Genomic DNA, 14,368 nt, shown 5'->3' on the forward strand with positions numbered 1-14,368 from the left:
GCTAGCTTTTAGTGACATAAAAAAGACCTCCAACTGGGAGGTCTTTTTCATCGTTACGGGTTGAGGATCGCTTTGAGTTCATCAAACAAGAAATCGACTTCTTGGAGCGTATTGTAGTGCATGAAGCCAATACGGACGACACCGCCCGATTTTTCCAAGTCTAATTGCCTCACCAAGCCCAATGCATAGAAGTGTCCATTCCAAACACACACATTGCGTTCACCGAGTTTGCGTGCCACTTCCTCGGGAGAAATACCATCAAAGGTCAGTGCAAAGGTCGGCGTGCGAAGTGCACTGTCCGCTTCTTTTCTCCCCCACAATGTGACGCCTTCAAGCTCATCCAAACGTTTCAAGAATCGCTCACTCAGAGCACATTCGTGTTGGTTGAACTGCTGAAACGAATCCACCAAACGTGTTCGTAACGGGTCACCATCATAGCCCCATTGAGCCAAGTATTTGACCGCCGCAATCACACCTGCAAGCCCTTCAAAGCTCTGTGTCCCAGTTTCGAATCTTCCTGGGCCAATATCCGTTGCCGGTTCAACTTTATACGGCTGCAAGGTCTGAAGCCATTTCGGAGCAACGTAAGCAATGCCCACATGCGGTCCGAAAAACTTGTAGGCGGAGCAGGCGAGAAAATCGCATCCTAGCTTTTGTACATCCACAAGATGATGTGGCGCGTAGTGAACCGCATCGACATAAACCATTGCTCCGACTTGATGAGCGGCATCAACCACTCGCTTCACATCGACAATGGATCCCGTGGTATTAGAAGCATACGTCAGCGCAACTAACTTGGTGTTTTGATTGATTAATGAAAGCAGATGCTCGACATCTAGAGTACAGTCATCTTCTGCAACTCTTGCTTGATGAACAATAGCGCCTTTGTCTTCTGCCGCTTGTTGCCAACTCGATACATTCGAATAGTGGTCAAGCGCCGTCACGATAACTTCATCACCTAACTGCCAACCTCGACTGATAGAGCGACTCAGTTGGAAAGTGAGTGATGTCATGTTGGCGCCAAAGACGATGTTATCAGCCGACTCTGCGTTCACGAGTGCAGCGGCGTGTTCACGGGCATCTTTCATCAGCTCAGTGGTACGTTTGCTCGAAAAGTAATGACCACCAAGGTTGGAGTTGTAAAAACCCAGGTAGGCGTTCATTGCCTCTAGAACTGACTGAGGCACTTGGGAGCCACCCGGCCCATCCAAAAAGATGACTGGAAGATCATCGTGAGTCTGCTGTAGGGCGCTAAACTGCGCCCTAACTAAATTAGGAGTGAAGTTCATTCACCGCTTCCTTCGCTGTTAATACAAATACATCCATGTGGCCCGCTTCGCCTTCAATAACTGAGCGGATTGGTGTCGCGTTGTGCCAAAGCTTGTTGTCAGCCAACATGGCAACTTCTCCACTTTGTAGCGTTTTACGGAAAAATGGCGCTTCATTAAAACTGTTGTAAAGCATGATATCGCCACCTTCAATATTGTGACGCCCCATACCGATCAAAGCGATGTGATCAAACCCATCCTGATGAACACCCTCTGGCGCAACTTGTGTTTCATCGTATACCGCTGAGATACGAATTTGGTGAATTTCGATCTCCTGCCCATTGGCAAGGCCATTTGCCTGAACGAACACTTCGCAGATTTCGCGCATTCCTTCGCTTGCTAATGTGGTTTGTTCTACAGGTTCGAATTGGCGAACAACGTTACCTTGAAAGCGATTGATCTCGTCAGTTTGCATAAACTCGTTTTTATTTAGATCGATCACTTTGCCATCTCGAAATTCAACGACGGAGTACCGACGTAATCGATACTGACCATCTGCATGCTCCGTGTTTGGTAACTTAGTAAATGATGGGGCAAGTTGAGCAATGGCATTGTCGCTGAGTTTGGTGAGTTGTAGGGTTGTTTCGCGAGTATGTAACATCATCATCTCCTTAATGAGTGTACATAAAGTAATTTATTCTTAACATCTTGTTCACAACCATTATTTGCGTAGTTATTCCGTCAAATCAAGAATTTTTAGTTTTTATATCCAACATTTTTACAAATTAAATACAAATAACCACTAATGTATTACTTACTAGTGATAGATACCAATATTGAACAATTCATAACTAAAAAACTAGAAGACTTCACTAACAAGGAATCATTTCGAAATAATTTCAATGGTTTACCTCCTATCCCAAACGTAAGAACGGCAACGTTTGCGTTCTAATCTATAACCATTTATTACAGTTCTATCTCTTGTGAACTGGCGGTTTACCCCCATATAATCGAAAGCGTTAAAAATTAATAAGCGTCACCGCTATGGAGCACAAATGAGCGACGTAAAACACAGTAAATTACTAATTCTTGGTTCGGGTCCTGCTGGGTACACAGCCGCGGTTTATGCCGCTCGCGCAAATTTAAATCCGGTGCTTGTCACAGGCATGCAGCAAGGCGGCCAATTGACGACCACCACTGAAGTTGAAAACTGGCCAGGCGATCCAGAAGGACTAACCGGTCCAGGTCTGATGGATCGAATGAAAGAGCACGCGGAGCGCTTCGAAACCGAAATTTTGTTTGACCACATTAATCAAGTCGATTTCAGCGAGCGCCCTTTCCGTCTGAAAGGAGACAGCGGTGAATACACCTGTGACGCGCTTATAATCTCGACTGGCGCTTCGGCGAAATACCTAGGTCTTGAGTCTGAGGAAGCGTTTAAAGGACGTGGTGTTTCAGCATGTGCAACGTGTGATGGATTCTTCTACCGTAACCAAAAAGTGGCAGTTGTAGGTGGCGGTAACACAGCCGTTGAAGAAGCGCTCTACCTATCGAATATCGCGTCAGAAGTTCATCTGATTCACCGTCGTGATAGTTTCCGAGCAGAGAAAATTCTCGTTAAACGTCTGATGGATAAAGTTGAAAACGGCAACATCATCTTGCACACCGATCGCACACTGGAAGAAGTAGTTGGTGATGATATGGGTGTAACTGGCGTTCGCATTAAAGACACTCGCTCAGACGCGGTTGAACAGATTGATGTCATGGGTGCGTTTATTGCAATTGGTCACCAGCCGAACACTGCGATTTTCGAAGGCCAACTAGAGATGAAAGATGGCTACATCATTGTTCAGTCTGGCCTAGAAGGCAACGCAACCCAAACGAGCATCCCTGGCATTTTCGCCGCGGGTGACGTGATGGATCACAACTACCGTCAAGCGATTACATCGGCGGGAACAGGGTGTATGGCAGCCCTTGATGCAGAGCGTTACTTAGACGGTCTTGCAGACAGTCAATAATTAACCGTCGCTAAAAGATATTTTTCATTTTTAGCTCAAATCCTTAAAGCCCTGCGGTATTCCCGTGGGGCTTTCTTTTGTATAATGCCCCGCTCTAATTGCAATAATAATTATCATTAAGCCTTCATAATGGACAAAAAGAAACAGCGCGGCTTGAACAAGTGGCTCAAACAGCAAAGTAAGCTAGCAAAACGCTGGCTGATGATCGCTGTTGGCCTTGGCGTCTTTTCAAGCGTGTTACTGCTGGCTCAAGCGGCCTTGCTCGCCAACATTCTACATTCGTTGATCATTGAACAAGTTGATAAATCCACTTTACTCCCCGATTTCGCTGGCTTAGTGATCGTTATCGCAGTTCGCGCGCTCTGTTCATGGGGTCGAGAAATCGCCGGATATCGTTGCGGTGAACAGATTCGCGTGTACATTCGTCAAGTGATCTTAGACAAGCTCAGAGAACTTGGCCCTGCCTACATAAAAGGTAAACCAGCTGGCGCTTGGGCAACCTTGCTCCTTGAACAAGTCGAAGACATGCACGACTTTTTTGCACGTTACTTGCCGCAAATGTCATTGTCGGTGCTTGTACCCTTTGTCATTTTAATTGTCGTTTTCCCCGTGAACTGGGCTGCTGGCTTGATTTTCCTACTCACTGCGCCGTTGGTTCCTATGTTCATGGCACTTGTAGGGATGAAAGCGGCGGACGCCAACCGCAAGAACTTTAAGGCCCTGCAACGATTGTCGGGTCATTTTTACGACCGTCTGCAATCAATGACGACGATCCGCTTATTCGATAGAACAAAAGCGGAAACAGAAATGATGCGTGGTGCCTCTGAAGTATTCCGAACTCGCACCATGGACGTCTTAAAAATCGCCTTTTTGTCTTCAGCTGTACTCGAGTTTTTTACCTCTATTTCGATCGCACTGACCGCCGTTTATTTTGGTTTTGCTTTTATCGGTGAACTCAATTTTGGTGACTATGGCGCGGGGGTGACCCTGTTTGCCGGGCTCTTTATATTGATTCTTGCTCCTGAGTTTTACCAACCATTGCGCGACCTAGGCACTTTCTACCACGCGAAACAGCAAGCCGTTGGCGCCGCAGAGAGCATTGTCGACTTCTTGGAAACCGACGTTGATACCGTTCGCTCAGGCGATAAAAAACTCGATGGCGACGAAACAGTTACCATCTGCGCCCGCGACCTCGAAGTCTATTCTCCCGAAGGCGTCAAACTGCTCGGGCCAATTAGCTTTGAGTTAAATGCCGGCCAAACAACCGCGCTTGTCGGCCCAAGTGGCGCAGGTAAAACGAGCTTAATCAATGCCATATTAGGATTTTTACCCTATAAAGGGTCTCTCACTATCAACGGTCTAGAACGAACCGAACTTGATCTCGCGAGTTGGCGTGAAAAAATCAGTTGGGTTGGGCAAAATCCACTGTTACTGCATGGCTCTATTCGTGACAACATCACTCTAGGCAAAAGCCACGTTTCTGATTCAATCATTGCCAAGGCGCTTAATGAGTCGCACGCCGCTGAATTTGTCGAAACACATGGCTTGGAGTATCAAGTGTCGGACCGCTCTGGTGGACTTTCTGTTGGTCAAGCACAGCGCCTCGCACTTGCCCGTGCGATGATCCAAAACGGACAATTTTGGCTGTTGGATGAACCTACCGCGAGCCTCGATGCGCGCAGTGAACGCCTGGTAATGCAAGGCCTTGAAAGCCAGATTACAGACAAAACAACGTTGATGGTCACCCACCAGCTGACGCCGTTGAAACGGGTCGAACACATTCTAGTGATGGAAAATGGCCAGCTCGCGCAAGCAGGATCATTTGATGAACTTTCGTCTCAAGATGGACTATTCAAACAGATGTTAAAAGCCAATCAGGCACTCGACCAAGCAAATAAGGGGAATCTCGATGCGTGATTTACTCCCTTACTTAAAACTGTATAAGAAACACTGGTTTGGTTTATCACTCGGGATGCTCCTCGCCTTTCTAACCATTGCCGCATCGATCGGTTTGCTAACCTTATCCGGCTGGTTCCTCTCTGCCGCTGCCGTTGCTGGCTTAACCATTGCCCGTGAAACCTTCAACTACATGTTGCCTGGTGCCTTTGTGCGCGGATTCGCAATGGGCAGAACCGCAGGACGTTGGGGTGAGCGCGTTGTTAGCCATAACGCGACCTTTAAACTACTCACCGACTTGCGCGTGTTCTTTTTCTCCAAACTATCCCCTTTGATTCCTGGTCGAGTTTCCAACTTGCGAGACGCCGATCTACTCAACCGCCTTGTCGCAGACATCGACGCAATGGATCACGTTTATCTAAGACTGGTCAGCCCGATGGTGGTAGGTCTGTTCGGTATTGCAGGTCTTACAGCGCTGCTTTGCTGGTTTGATCGTGATCTTGGGTTAATTTTAGGTGCGATTCTGTTAACGCTGCTACTCACATGGCCAGTGCTGTTCTATAAGTTGGGTAAACGTAACGGTTCAGAATTAACACAAAACAAGGCTGACCTAAGAATTGCTACTCTTGACTGGTTACAAGGCTACAGTGAACTGACGTTATTTGGCGCTCAAGAACGTTACAGGACCGCTATCTTAGACACTCAACAACGTTTATTGAAAAATCAGTTGTTCAACGCACATTTTGCGGGCTTGGCTCAAGCCTTACTGATGTTAGCAAATGGTTGGACGGTCGTACTGATGCTTTGGCTCGCAGCAGACGGCGTTGCAGGCAATACCCCAGATCCTATGATCGCTCTTGTCGTTTTCGCCACCATAGCAAGTGTAGAGTTACTGATGCCGATCGCCGGCGCCTTTCAGCATCTTGGCCAAACGCTCACCTCGGCGCGACGCCTCAACGACATCACGTTGTCGGAACCTGATGTTCAGTTTACTCAGCAAGATATCGAACACTCTAACGAGTATTCTATCGAGTACAAGGGCATTACTTTCCACTACCCTGATAGCGATGTTGATGTGGTCAGCAATATCAATTTGTCCATCCCGGCGCGTCAAAGGGTTGCGGTTGTCGGCCAAACGGGATCGGGTAAGTCAACGCTGCTTCAACTGCTTAACCGTTATTGGGATGTACAAAAAGGCGAGATTCTCATCGCAGGTCAGCCAATTAAGCAGTGGAGTGAGAGCCAGCTTCGTCAGGCAGTCAGCGTAGTCAGTCAGCGCGTGGATATTCTAAACGGGTCTCTACGTGACAACCTGCTCATGGCTTCCCCGAATTGTGATGACGCTGAGTTAACTGCAATTTTAGCTAAGGTTGGTCTAGAAAAACTCCTTACTGAAACGGGCTTAGATACTTGGCTTGGTGACGGTGGGCGTCAGCTTTCAGGGGGCGAAAAACGTCGAATAGGTATTGCGCGGGCACTGTTGCACAATGCGCCGATCTTATTGCTTGATGAGCCAACCGAAGGTCTTGATAAGCAAACAGAGCAGCAAATCATGCAGCTGTTTGAGTCGCATTTCGTCGATAAAACCGTTCTGTTCATTACTCACCGACTCGTTGATCTCGATAAGATGGATGCCATCTGTCTGATTGAGCAAGGTGAGATTGTCGAATACGGCAGTCACGATGCGCTTATCCAGCAAAAAGGTCGTTACTATCAACTCAACCAAACGCTATAAATAACTAAAGCCGAAGTCACCAAACTTCGGCTTTTTTACTTCTACTATTGAGCTTGTCTTAACTCAGTTTGTGTTAGCTGCGCATATTCAAAAGCCAATCAACGTCACTTTGCCTTGAGCCATATCTGGGATTTGACATGAAAAGTCGAGCCGAGTGGCAGGATCTTTTTCATAAAGGTGTTTGAGTTTTTCAAATGGTTTGGTGATGAAGTTGACGCTTTTCAAACGTAAGCTTTTTCGAGAGTTGGAATCCAAAAACGCGATGGAAGATTGCTCAAGAACCTTATGACAGCTGTCGAGTATTCGCTTCGACACCACTTTGTTGTGGATCGCGGTATGGATATCGACCTGAGTCACGGTTTTGTTTCCCTGTGAAAAGACGCAAATAGCGTAAAGATCAAGCAGAGCTATCGCTTTTAAGCGCTGCGTTTCCGAATCTTCATACACGGCCATCAGACAAGGCAGTTTACTCTCATCAAATTGCTGCAGTTGAATAGTATGAATCCCGACCTCTCCTCCGATCACCTTGGTCAATAACTTGGCTAACTGCGATAACTTGGGGAGCGCCAACTCGGGTTGCACATCGGCTTCTGGCTCAATCAACAACTCATCTTCTTCTGCTCCCTGAACCAAAGGAAGCAAGGCTCTATGCAGTTCATCATCTTCAAAGGGCTTAGAGAGCACGAACTGCGCGCCAGCTGATAGAGCAAGGTCTACTTGGCTCTGTTCATCAACCGTGGTGATCATACCGAGCTTGACATTCGGCGCGGACTTTTTGACCTTAGCAATCAAGTCCAATCCTGTCATCTCCGGCATGTACCAGTCTGTTAACACAATTTCGGGTTGCCACGTTGCCACAAGTTCAAGCGCTTGGGTCGCACACGGTGTTTTCTTGATCGATAGCTTTCGATACCCAAAAGACTCTAAAGCGCGGCGTACAATTTCAAGCGTCGCTTTGCTGTCATCAACGATCAAAATCTTCACGTCATGTGCGTCCTTTCACTCTATCAACTGATTCAATTATAGGTACATTTTTAATCGACAACTAAACTTACCCTATTCTCTCAACCAACCTAGGTAACGCTATGACCCTAACACCAGAGAACCTAACTGCACTCGCGGTCGATGCAGGTCTGCTTATTTTGCTGGCCTGGTTCATTGTCCTTTGGTTAATTCTTCGTGAGTTTCGCCGTTTCGCAAAGGAGGTATCGGGAAACAAAGCGATGGACTCTGCCACATATTCGTTGTGCCAAGAGTCGGTTGATAAAGCGCTGAACTATACCAATGACAACAGCCAAACGCTCAATGACCTCATTGAGATTCAACAAGCGCTAGAAGCACAGGTTTCACAGATTAAAGCAGAAAATGATCGCATGCTGAGTGAGCAAGACAGGGAAACGGTGGATGCTTTAACGTCGAAGCTGAGCAAATCTCACCAACTGATCACCAAACTTCGCACCGATCTCGACCGAAGTGTGCGTGGTTTACGAAAAGCAAAATCCAAGCTAGCAAAACAACATGATACCGTCGAAAGTCTGCGCCAAGAGAAAGCCCAAATAGAAAAGGAATTTGACCAACTTGAGCATGAATATATCCAAATCAGCGAGTCAGGTGGTGCTCCCGATAGCTTCAAACAACATTTGCAAGAGAAAGAGCAACTGCTGGCAACCATTGACAACTACAAGAAAAAGCTCGCTTCGGTAGGTGACATTGACCAACTCAAGCAAGAGTTGGCCAATGTCAAACAGCAGCTCAAACACATCACCAAAGAGAAGGATTTCGTTGAGAAGAAATATTTGGATTTAATCAACGAGAGCAACTAATAACACACTGCTGTTTGACGTTATGACGCGCTATCACTAGAACCCGCTTCTGATGATCTCGATTTAACCAAATCAAACTTTTGGTCTTTGAGTAACGTAACGGCTTGTTTAACGTCGCTAATCAGCGTCGCATCATCGTCGGCAGACTTTCTCTGTAACGGCAAAACCAAGTAATGCATCCCACCTTCTGGTAAAACAACCGCTGTCGCAACAATTACATCGCCCTTTGACGCAGTACCAAAGTACTCGGACACCACTTGTGCTTCACTCACGCCATAACTATCCAAGTAATCAGGGTCGGTGTTATCAAACATAATCATTTCACCGGCTTGTATCAACGCATTCAATTGGCGCTCTTTTTCCTCATCAAACGGGTAATCGGTAGTATTGATGTAGCGTACCTGCTCTGACTCAATAAAATCATAAAGATCGTTACTGAGCTGATTGATGGGGTCAGACAACCACGCCGTCTCTGGTAGGGGAACCTCTTCTACTATCGTGTCAGTCGCGTGGTTTGCACGCTCCTGATTTGTACTCGGCGTCGCATGCTCAGACTTAAGTGGCTGTTGAGCATCTTGAGTCACTGACTGGTGATCAGAACTCGACTCAATCGGTCGATTCTGCACACCCTCACCTCCCATGAAATTGAGCCCAAGGTAAAGTGCACCTAAAGCCAACGACACCCCGACAATCACATTTCTTTTTGTCATATATTGAATCCTATCCAAGGTTGGTGTTGCCATTACCGCACGCATTGGCATGCGATAATGGCTTTTCGGGTTAGTGGTAAAGGTTATCGTTCCAAGCAATCGTCACCATGCGGTCTGTTTGCGTCCAGTGGCTACTGTCTCGGTTTTTCTTCCAGCTGTTTTGGTATGAGGTATACCAGCTGCACCAGTCACGACCGAAGTAGTAATTGGTTTTTCTCCAACCAGCGACCAGTTTGATGTCCGTCGTATTTTGGCCGTCATTGATGTTTTCTTTGCGGTAAACCGCGCCAACTTGTGGTTTGAAGTCAGAACGCATGACGATTGGCAGTTCGTTGTAGTCAATTAGATTTCCCATCCCACAACTTGTCCAGCGATACAACAACCAATCTTTTGCTGGTGTATGGTTTCGAATAGTTCGGTTTTCAATTAACCAACTGATGCTTTCATTGGTCTGGTTGAAGTCAGCAACGGTTTGAAACTCCGGTTGGTCATACGTAACACGGTTGCTCCAAGATACCCCTGCATTAATAGAAGGCGATTGAGAGGCAGTGAAACCCAAATTAAAGTCTAGGGATTCACTCACAGAAGCGGTCGCAATGGTATTTTCTGGCGCGTGGCTCATATGGCGCAAAGGGGCACCGTTAGCGTAACTCAACGCAAGCTTGAACGCCGTTGGAACGGTATAACGGTAATCTCCTCCGGTAGCAAAACCATAAATTTGCTCCTTACTCGGAACATTGGTCATGTCAAAACCCGACCCACCGTTCAGTAGTAATTTGGCCTCTTTCGCTCCATCTGGTAACAAAGAGCTATTCCAAACATTCTCTAGCGAATATATAAGGCGAATCTTCTTCGATCTCGCATCACTGTCGTCAAGTTCCAGTAAGGTCGAGGTGTACGCTTTCAAGGTGTCTGCAGCGTAAGCGGGAGCCAAGGCTCCAATTAAAGTAAGTGCTACCGCACTCAGGGTCACGCGTTGGTTATTCATTATATTATCCTGTTAATTATGCTTTATATATTATTAAAACCTAATGAAAGAATTAAACCATTATTAGGAGAACTTAATTAACTACTTATTTTTTAAGTAGATAAATGCTAACTAGCGGCATTCATCCGGATAATGCTTTGCCGGATTTTATAAAAAAAGCAGAATAATATTTCGATGGGATGCTTGTTCCATTACTTAACCAAACTGCTTTCACCATATTGATATTTATAAGAATAATGTGTTAACAATAGTTAGTTAATCTAGATGAATTTATATTCACTCATCAAGTCAATACAGCCCCACCGAATTCCACGCTTTACTATTAGATGAAAAATTTCGTTGACCTTAAGTATGGTTGAGGTTTTAGCCTGTTCTACAACTCAATTAACTTGACTAAAAAGGAACATGATTTGTCTAAGATTGCGATTATCTATTTTTCTCAAACTGACGTCACAGCCCAACTGGCCAAAGCAATTGCCGCTGGGATTGAAAGCCATGGCGGAGTTGAAGTTATCTCTCATCGAATAGCAGGCAGAGAGATTGTCGAAGGCCGATTTTGTAATGCTGAACTATTTCAGCAATTGGTGGATTGCGAAGGGATAATTTTCGGCTCCCCAACCTATATGGGTGGCGTCGCGGCTCAGTTCAAAGCATTTGCTGACGCCAGTAGTGACACTTGGGTAGAGCAAAAATGGTCGGGGAAAATAGCAGCGGGCTTTACCAGTGGGGGCGCGATGAATGGCGACCAATCTAGTACCCTTCAATACATCCAGACTCTCGCTGGTCAGCATGGCATGCTGTGGTTAGGTCTAGATAAGACGACAGGAACAGGTGAGCTGGGGCTCAATCGGCTTGGCACCCAAGCAGGCGTTGTAGCCCAAGGGATTAATGGTGAGGTGCACCCATCGGATCTTGCAACTGCACAGTACTTAGGAGAAAGAATGGTTCAGTGGGTAAAACGGATAAAAACCTGAAGGTGAAAACGAAAAAAGCAGCCAGAAGGCTGCTTTTTCAATTATTTACGCGATTGGCGTTGAGGTTTGCTATTACCTTGTTTTGCGCGAGAACCTTGTTCTCCAGCACCTTTACGCGGTTTACGACGCGATGGGTTGTTGCTACGACCACCACCGCTGTTTACTCGCTCTTCGTGACGCTTAACGGCGCGACGAATCTTTTGGCTACGAGAGCGCTCACGTTTACGAGAGCTGTTCGCTTTGTTTTCATCGAGTAACGTTTCTTTTTCTGGGCGAAGTTCAACAAGTTCACGCAAGTAGTTTACTTGTTTAAGGTCTAGCTCCATCCAACCGCCGCGTGGCAGTTTCTTGTCTAGGTAGATATCACCGTAACGAACACGTTTAAGACGGCTTACCGTTGTCTCTTGAGATTCCCAAAGACGACGAACTTCACGGTTACGACCTTCGTTAATTGCGACATAGAAGGTGTGGTTCATACCATCGCCACCAGCGTACACAACGTCTTCGAAACGTGCCATACCATCTTCCAGCTCAACACCGCGAACTAGGTTTTTCACTTTTTGCTCGGTCACTTCACCGAACACACGTACTAGATATTCACGTTCTACCTGACGGCTTGGGTGCATTAGGCGGTTTGCCAGCTCACCGTCGGTTGTGAATAGCAGCAGACCTGATGTGTTAGCATCAAGACGACCAACAGAAATCCAACGCGAACCGCGGATTTTTGGTAGACGGTCAAATACAGTGCGACGACCTTCTGGGTCATGACGAGTACACAGTTCACCTTCCGGCTTGTAGTAAGCAAGAACACGACAGATAACCTCTTCCTGAGCCTTTGCAGACACAGTATGGCCATCAATACGCACAATGGCGTTTTCATCTTCTAGTCGCTCACCAAGTTTAGCGACAACGCCATTCACACTGACACGGCCCGCTTTAATCAAAGCTTCCAGCTCGCGACGTGATCCATGACCTGCTCGTGCTAATACTTTCTGTAATTTTTCGTTCATTTATTTACCTATGTGTCGTCTTCGCAGACGTCGAATAAAAATGTGCGACCCGAAATCGCGGCCGCACATTATCGCAAAAAGTGTGTCGAAAATCACGAACTTTTGACTACTCAAATGGCGTTGGATCACCCGAACCCAGTCGAGCGATGACGGGTTCATCATCACTGAAGTCAACCACCGTGGTTGGTTGCTCACCAAGGTAGCCGCCATTCAAAATACAATCGACGGCGTGCTCTAGTTTGTCACGGATGTCCTCTGGGTCTGATTCTGTATAGTCATTACCTGGCAGAATCAATGAGGTCGACATCAGCGGCTCACCAAGTGCTTCGAGCAAATCAAGCGCGATTTGGTTATCAGGCACACGAATACCGATCGTCTTACGTTTTGAGTTCATTAAGCGACGAGGAACTTCTTTCGTCCCTTTAAAGATAAACGTGTAAGGACCTGGGGTGTTATTTTTCAGCAAACGAAACGCCGAGTTATCAACACGCGCGTAAAGAGAGAGCTCAGACAAGTCTCGACACAACAGAGTAAAGTTGTGTTTCTCGTCAAGACGGCGGATCTGACAGATACGCTCCAAAGCCTGTTTGTTTTCTAGCTGACAACCCAATGCATAGCCTGAGTCTGTTGGGTAAACCACTACCCCGCCATTACGAATGATTGCTACAGCTTGATTGATCAAGCGAGCCTGTGGGTTTTCTGGATGAACGTAAAAAAACTGGCTCATTGTAATTCCTCATTATCGAGTCTCTCGACTCTATAGTTAATTGATATCGACTTAATCCGGGCAAATTACTCTGCGCTTGAAGGCTCGATACCCCAATCTTTCCATACAGGTTCAACACCTGATGGCAACCATAAGTTGCGCCCTAACTCCATCCACGGAGACGGATAGTGGAAGTCGCTACCTTGAGAAGCTAATAGTTTGTATTGTATAGCATAATCAGCTAAGTTGCGTCTTTCTTGTTGCCCTTGTTGTGGCTGTGCGATTTCCATCGCGTCACCACCGGCTTCAACAAATGCCGCTAACAAGCGTTTTATCCATTTTGCCGTTAAATCGTAGCGGCCAGGATGGGCAAGGACAGCTTGCCCACCCGCAGCATGAATGACCTCGACTGCTTCACTCATCGAGCACCATGCCGGCGGTACATAGCCGGGATTATTGCGCGTCAAATACTTCTTAAACACTTGCTGCATCGTTTTCGCGTAGCCATTTTCAACCAGCCATTTCGCGAAATGAGCTCGAGTAACAGGCGCGTCGCCCGCTATTTGTTTGACCTCTTCTAGCACCCCTTCGCGAGTTGCTTTGCTAAGGCGATGCGCGATCAGCTCGGCGCGCCCTTCTCGGTGGGCTTTTTGCTGCGCAATCAACGCCTGCAACGCCGGCGAGTTGAGATCAATATTCAGCCCAACAATGTGGATGTCTTTATTTTGCCACACCGTGGAAATCTCAATGCCATTAATAAGCTTAATCGGCAGTTGGTTTTCGTTAATGTAGTCGTGAGCAGGCGTTAACCCATCGACGGTATCGTGATCGGTGATCGCTAATACCTCAAGATTGAAGCTGAGCGCTCGATCAATCAGTTCGTTTGGTGGCAGTCTTCCGTCAGAGGCAGTGGTATGGCTGTGTAAATCAATTCTCATATTTCTATTTTTTTAGTTGACTTTTTACCTCTGCACTAGTTAACTAGTACACAAATACGAAGTACCTGAATTTAAGGCCAACTATGTTACAAGAAATTACCCGTGACCAGAAACTGAAAGTTGCAGCGCTCTCAAAGAGCCACAACTCTTCTGTGGATGCAGGTAATCTTATTTGGTGGCGCACTTGGACAAGTTCTTGGTGGGCTAGCGTGTACTTCTAAAAAGTTAGAAAGGAATACCCCAAGCCCGCTCAAGTAGCGGGCTTTTTGTTTTGTAGTCTGTCTCACATCTAAGTGCTTAAA

Annotated in this window: 14 protein-coding genes and 1 other annotated feature; of the genes, 6 read left to right on the forward strand and 8 right to left on the reverse strand. The window is 46.6% G+C overall.

Translation table 11 applies throughout. The features are described 5' to 3' along the window. Window positions 1–53: 53 nt before the first annotated feature. Together ACUALS_RS08355 and ACUALS_RS08360 are read right to left on the reverse strand one after the other, a co-directional pair. The gene (locus ACUALS_RS08355; protein WP_454448152.1) at window positions 54–1,289 is read right to left on the reverse strand and encodes a cysteine desulfurase-like protein; all 1,236 of its coding nucleotides are present in this window, start codon (window positions 1,287–1,289) and stop codon (window positions 54–56) included. Further along, a complete protein-coding gene (locus tag ACUALS_RS08360; protein ID WP_038134312.1) occupies window positions 1,273–1,932 on the reverse strand; it encodes a 2OG-Fe dioxygenase family protein in 660 nt (219 codons plus the stop codon). The genes ACUALS_RS08355 and ACUALS_RS08360 overlap by 17 nt, the downstream gene beginning before the upstream one ends. 391 nt (window positions 1,933–2,323) lie before the next feature. Between ACUALS_RS08360 and trxB the strand changes: the two genes are divergently transcribed. The 3 genes from trxB (at window position 2,324) to cydC (ending at window position 6,917) form a co-directional block, all read left to right on the forward strand. Next, window positions 2,324–3,286 (forward strand): thioredoxin-disulfide reductase, encoded by a 963-nt coding sequence (gene trxB / locus ACUALS_RS08365; protein WP_454448153.1) that lies wholly within the window; start codon window positions 2,324–2,326, stop codon window positions 3,284–3,286. 129 nt (window positions 3,287–3,415) lie between these two features. Continuing rightward, window positions 3,416–5,203 carry a heme ABC transporter permease/ATP-binding protein CydD gene (gene cydD, locus ACUALS_RS08370; RefSeq protein ID WP_454448154.1) on the forward strand — a complete coding sequence of 596 codons (1,788 nt, stop codon included), beginning with the start codon at window positions 3,416–3,418 and terminating at the stop codon, window positions 5,201–5,203. After that, on the forward strand, window positions 5,196–6,917 hold the full coding sequence (cydC, locus tag ACUALS_RS08375; RefSeq protein WP_454448155.1) for a heme ABC transporter ATP-binding protein/permease CydC: 1,722 nt from the start codon (window positions 5,196–5,198) through the stop codon (window positions 6,915–6,917). The genes cydD and cydC overlap by 8 nt, the downstream gene beginning before the upstream one ends. An 87-nt stretch (window positions 6,918–7,004) precedes the next feature. Here cydC and ACUALS_RS08380 read toward each other — a convergent pair whose 3' ends face one another. Continuing rightward, entirely contained in the window at window positions 7,005–7,901 is an 897-nt protein-coding gene (locus ACUALS_RS08380) for a response regulator (protein WP_454448156.1), read from the reverse strand. Between the two features lie 101 nt (window positions 7,902–8,002). On the opposite strand from ACUALS_RS08380, the gene ACUALS_RS08385 reads away from it, so the two are divergent. After that, window positions 8,003–8,740 (forward strand): chromosome partitioning protein ParA, encoded by a 738-nt coding sequence (locus tag ACUALS_RS08385; RefSeq protein ID WP_454448157.1) that lies wholly within the window; start codon window positions 8,003–8,005, stop codon window positions 8,738–8,740. Window positions 8,741–8,760: 20 nt separating this feature from the next. Here the strand turns inward: ACUALS_RS08385 and ACUALS_RS08390 are convergent, their stop codons facing one another. Then, on the reverse strand, window positions 8,761–9,450 hold the full coding sequence (locus tag ACUALS_RS08390; RefSeq protein WP_454448158.1) for a topoisomerase I: 690 nt from the start codon (window positions 9,448–9,450) through the stop codon (window positions 8,761–8,763). A gap of 70 nt (window positions 9,451–9,520) precedes the next feature. Further along, window positions 9,521–10,438, reverse strand: a complete 918-nt coding sequence (locus ACUALS_RS08395; protein ID WP_454448159.1) for a leukocidin family pore-forming toxin — start codon at window positions 10,436–10,438, stop codon at window positions 9,521–9,523. A gap of 410 nt (window positions 10,439–10,848) precedes the next feature. Here ACUALS_RS08395 and ACUALS_RS08400 point away from each other — a divergent pair, with 410 nt between their 5' ends. Continuing rightward, window positions 10,849–11,412 (forward strand): flavodoxin family protein, encoded by a 564-nt coding sequence (locus ACUALS_RS08400; RefSeq protein WP_454448160.1) that lies wholly within the window; start codon window positions 10,849–10,851, stop codon window positions 11,410–11,412. A gap of 41 nt (window positions 11,413–11,453) precedes the next feature. Here the strand turns inward: ACUALS_RS08400 and rluB are convergent, their stop codons facing one another. The 3 genes from rluB to rnm all read right to left on the reverse strand — a co-directional run bounded on the left by rluB (window position 11,454) and on the right by rnm (window position 14,066). Next, window positions 11,454–12,422, reverse strand: a complete 969-nt coding sequence (gene rluB / locus ACUALS_RS08405) for a 23S rRNA pseudouridine(2605) synthase RluB (RefSeq protein ID WP_005471913.1) — start codon at window positions 12,420–12,422, stop codon at window positions 11,454–11,456. Between the two features lie 106 nt (window positions 12,423–12,528). After that, window positions 12,529–13,149: an L-threonylcarbamoyladenylate synthase gene (locus tag ACUALS_RS08410; RefSeq protein ID WP_038134297.1), complete on the reverse strand. Its 621-nt coding sequence runs from the start codon at window positions 13,147–13,149 to the stop codon at window positions 12,529–12,531. A 65-nt stretch (window positions 13,150–13,214) separates the two neighbouring features. Beyond that, window positions 13,215–14,066 carry an RNase RNM gene (rnm, locus tag ACUALS_RS08415; protein WP_454448161.1) on the reverse strand — a complete coding sequence of 284 codons (852 nt, stop codon included), beginning with the start codon at window positions 14,064–14,066 and terminating at the stop codon, window positions 13,215–13,217. 83 nt (window positions 14,067–14,149) lie between these two features. Between rnm and ACUALS_RS08420 the strand changes: the two genes are divergently transcribed. Then, complete coding sequence (locus tag ACUALS_RS08420; protein ID WP_005472031.1) at window positions 14,150–14,287, forward strand: tryptophan operon leader peptide; 138 nt, start codon at window positions 14,150–14,152, stop codon at window positions 14,285–14,287. After that, window positions 14,234–14,337: a sequence feature (Trp leader region), on the forward strand. (Overlaps the previous gene by 54 nt.) The last annotated feature ends 31 nt before the right edge of the window (window positions 14,338–14,368 follow it).

This window comes from Vibrio sp. NH-7, assembly GCF_053643215.1.

Bases quoted from the DNA above. Each gene is read 5' to 3' on its own strand.
- ACUALS_RS08355 (WP_454448152.1), bottom strand. From the start codon at position 1,289: ATGAACTTCACTCCTAATTTAGTTAGGGCGCAGTTTAGCGCCCTACAG.
- ACUALS_RS08360 (WP_038134312.1), bottom strand. From the start codon at position 1,932: ATGATGTTACATACTCGCGAAACAACCCTACAACTCACCAAACTCAGC.
- trxB (WP_454448153.1), top strand. From the start codon at position 2,324: ATGAGCGACGTAAAACACAGTAAATTACTAATTCTTGGTTCGGGTCCT.
- cydD (WP_454448154.1), top strand. From the start codon at position 3,416: ATGGACAAAAAGAAACAGCGCGGCTTGAACAAGTGGCTCAAACAGCAA.
- cydC (WP_454448155.1), top strand. From the start codon at position 5,196: ATGCGTGATTTACTCCCTTACTTAAAACTGTATAAGAAACACTGGTTT.
- ACUALS_RS08385 (WP_454448157.1), top strand. From the start codon at position 8,003: ATGACCCTAACACCAGAGAACCTAACTGCACTCGCGGTCGATGCAGGT.
- ACUALS_RS08390 (WP_454448158.1), bottom strand. From the start codon at position 9,450: ATGACAAAAAGAAATGTGATTGTCGGGGTGTCGTTGGCTTTAGGTGCA.
- ACUALS_RS08395 (WP_454448159.1), bottom strand. From the start codon at position 10,438: ATGAATAACCAACGCGTGACCCTGAGTGCGGTAGCACTTACTTTAATT.
- rluB (WP_005471913.1), bottom strand. From the start codon at position 12,422: ATGAACGAAAAATTACAGAAAGTATTAGCACGAGCAGGTCATGGATCA.
- ACUALS_RS08410 (WP_038134297.1), bottom strand. From the start codon at position 13,149: ATGAGCCAGTTTTTTTACGTTCATCCAGAAAACCCACAGGCTCGCTTG.
- rnm (WP_454448161.1), bottom strand. From the start codon at position 14,066: ATGAGAATTGATTTACACAGCCATACCACTGCCTCTGACGGAAGACTG.
- ACUALS_RS08420 (WP_005472031.1), top strand. From the start codon at position 14,150: ATGTTACAAGAAATTACCCGTGACCAGAAACTGAAAGTTGCAGCGCTC.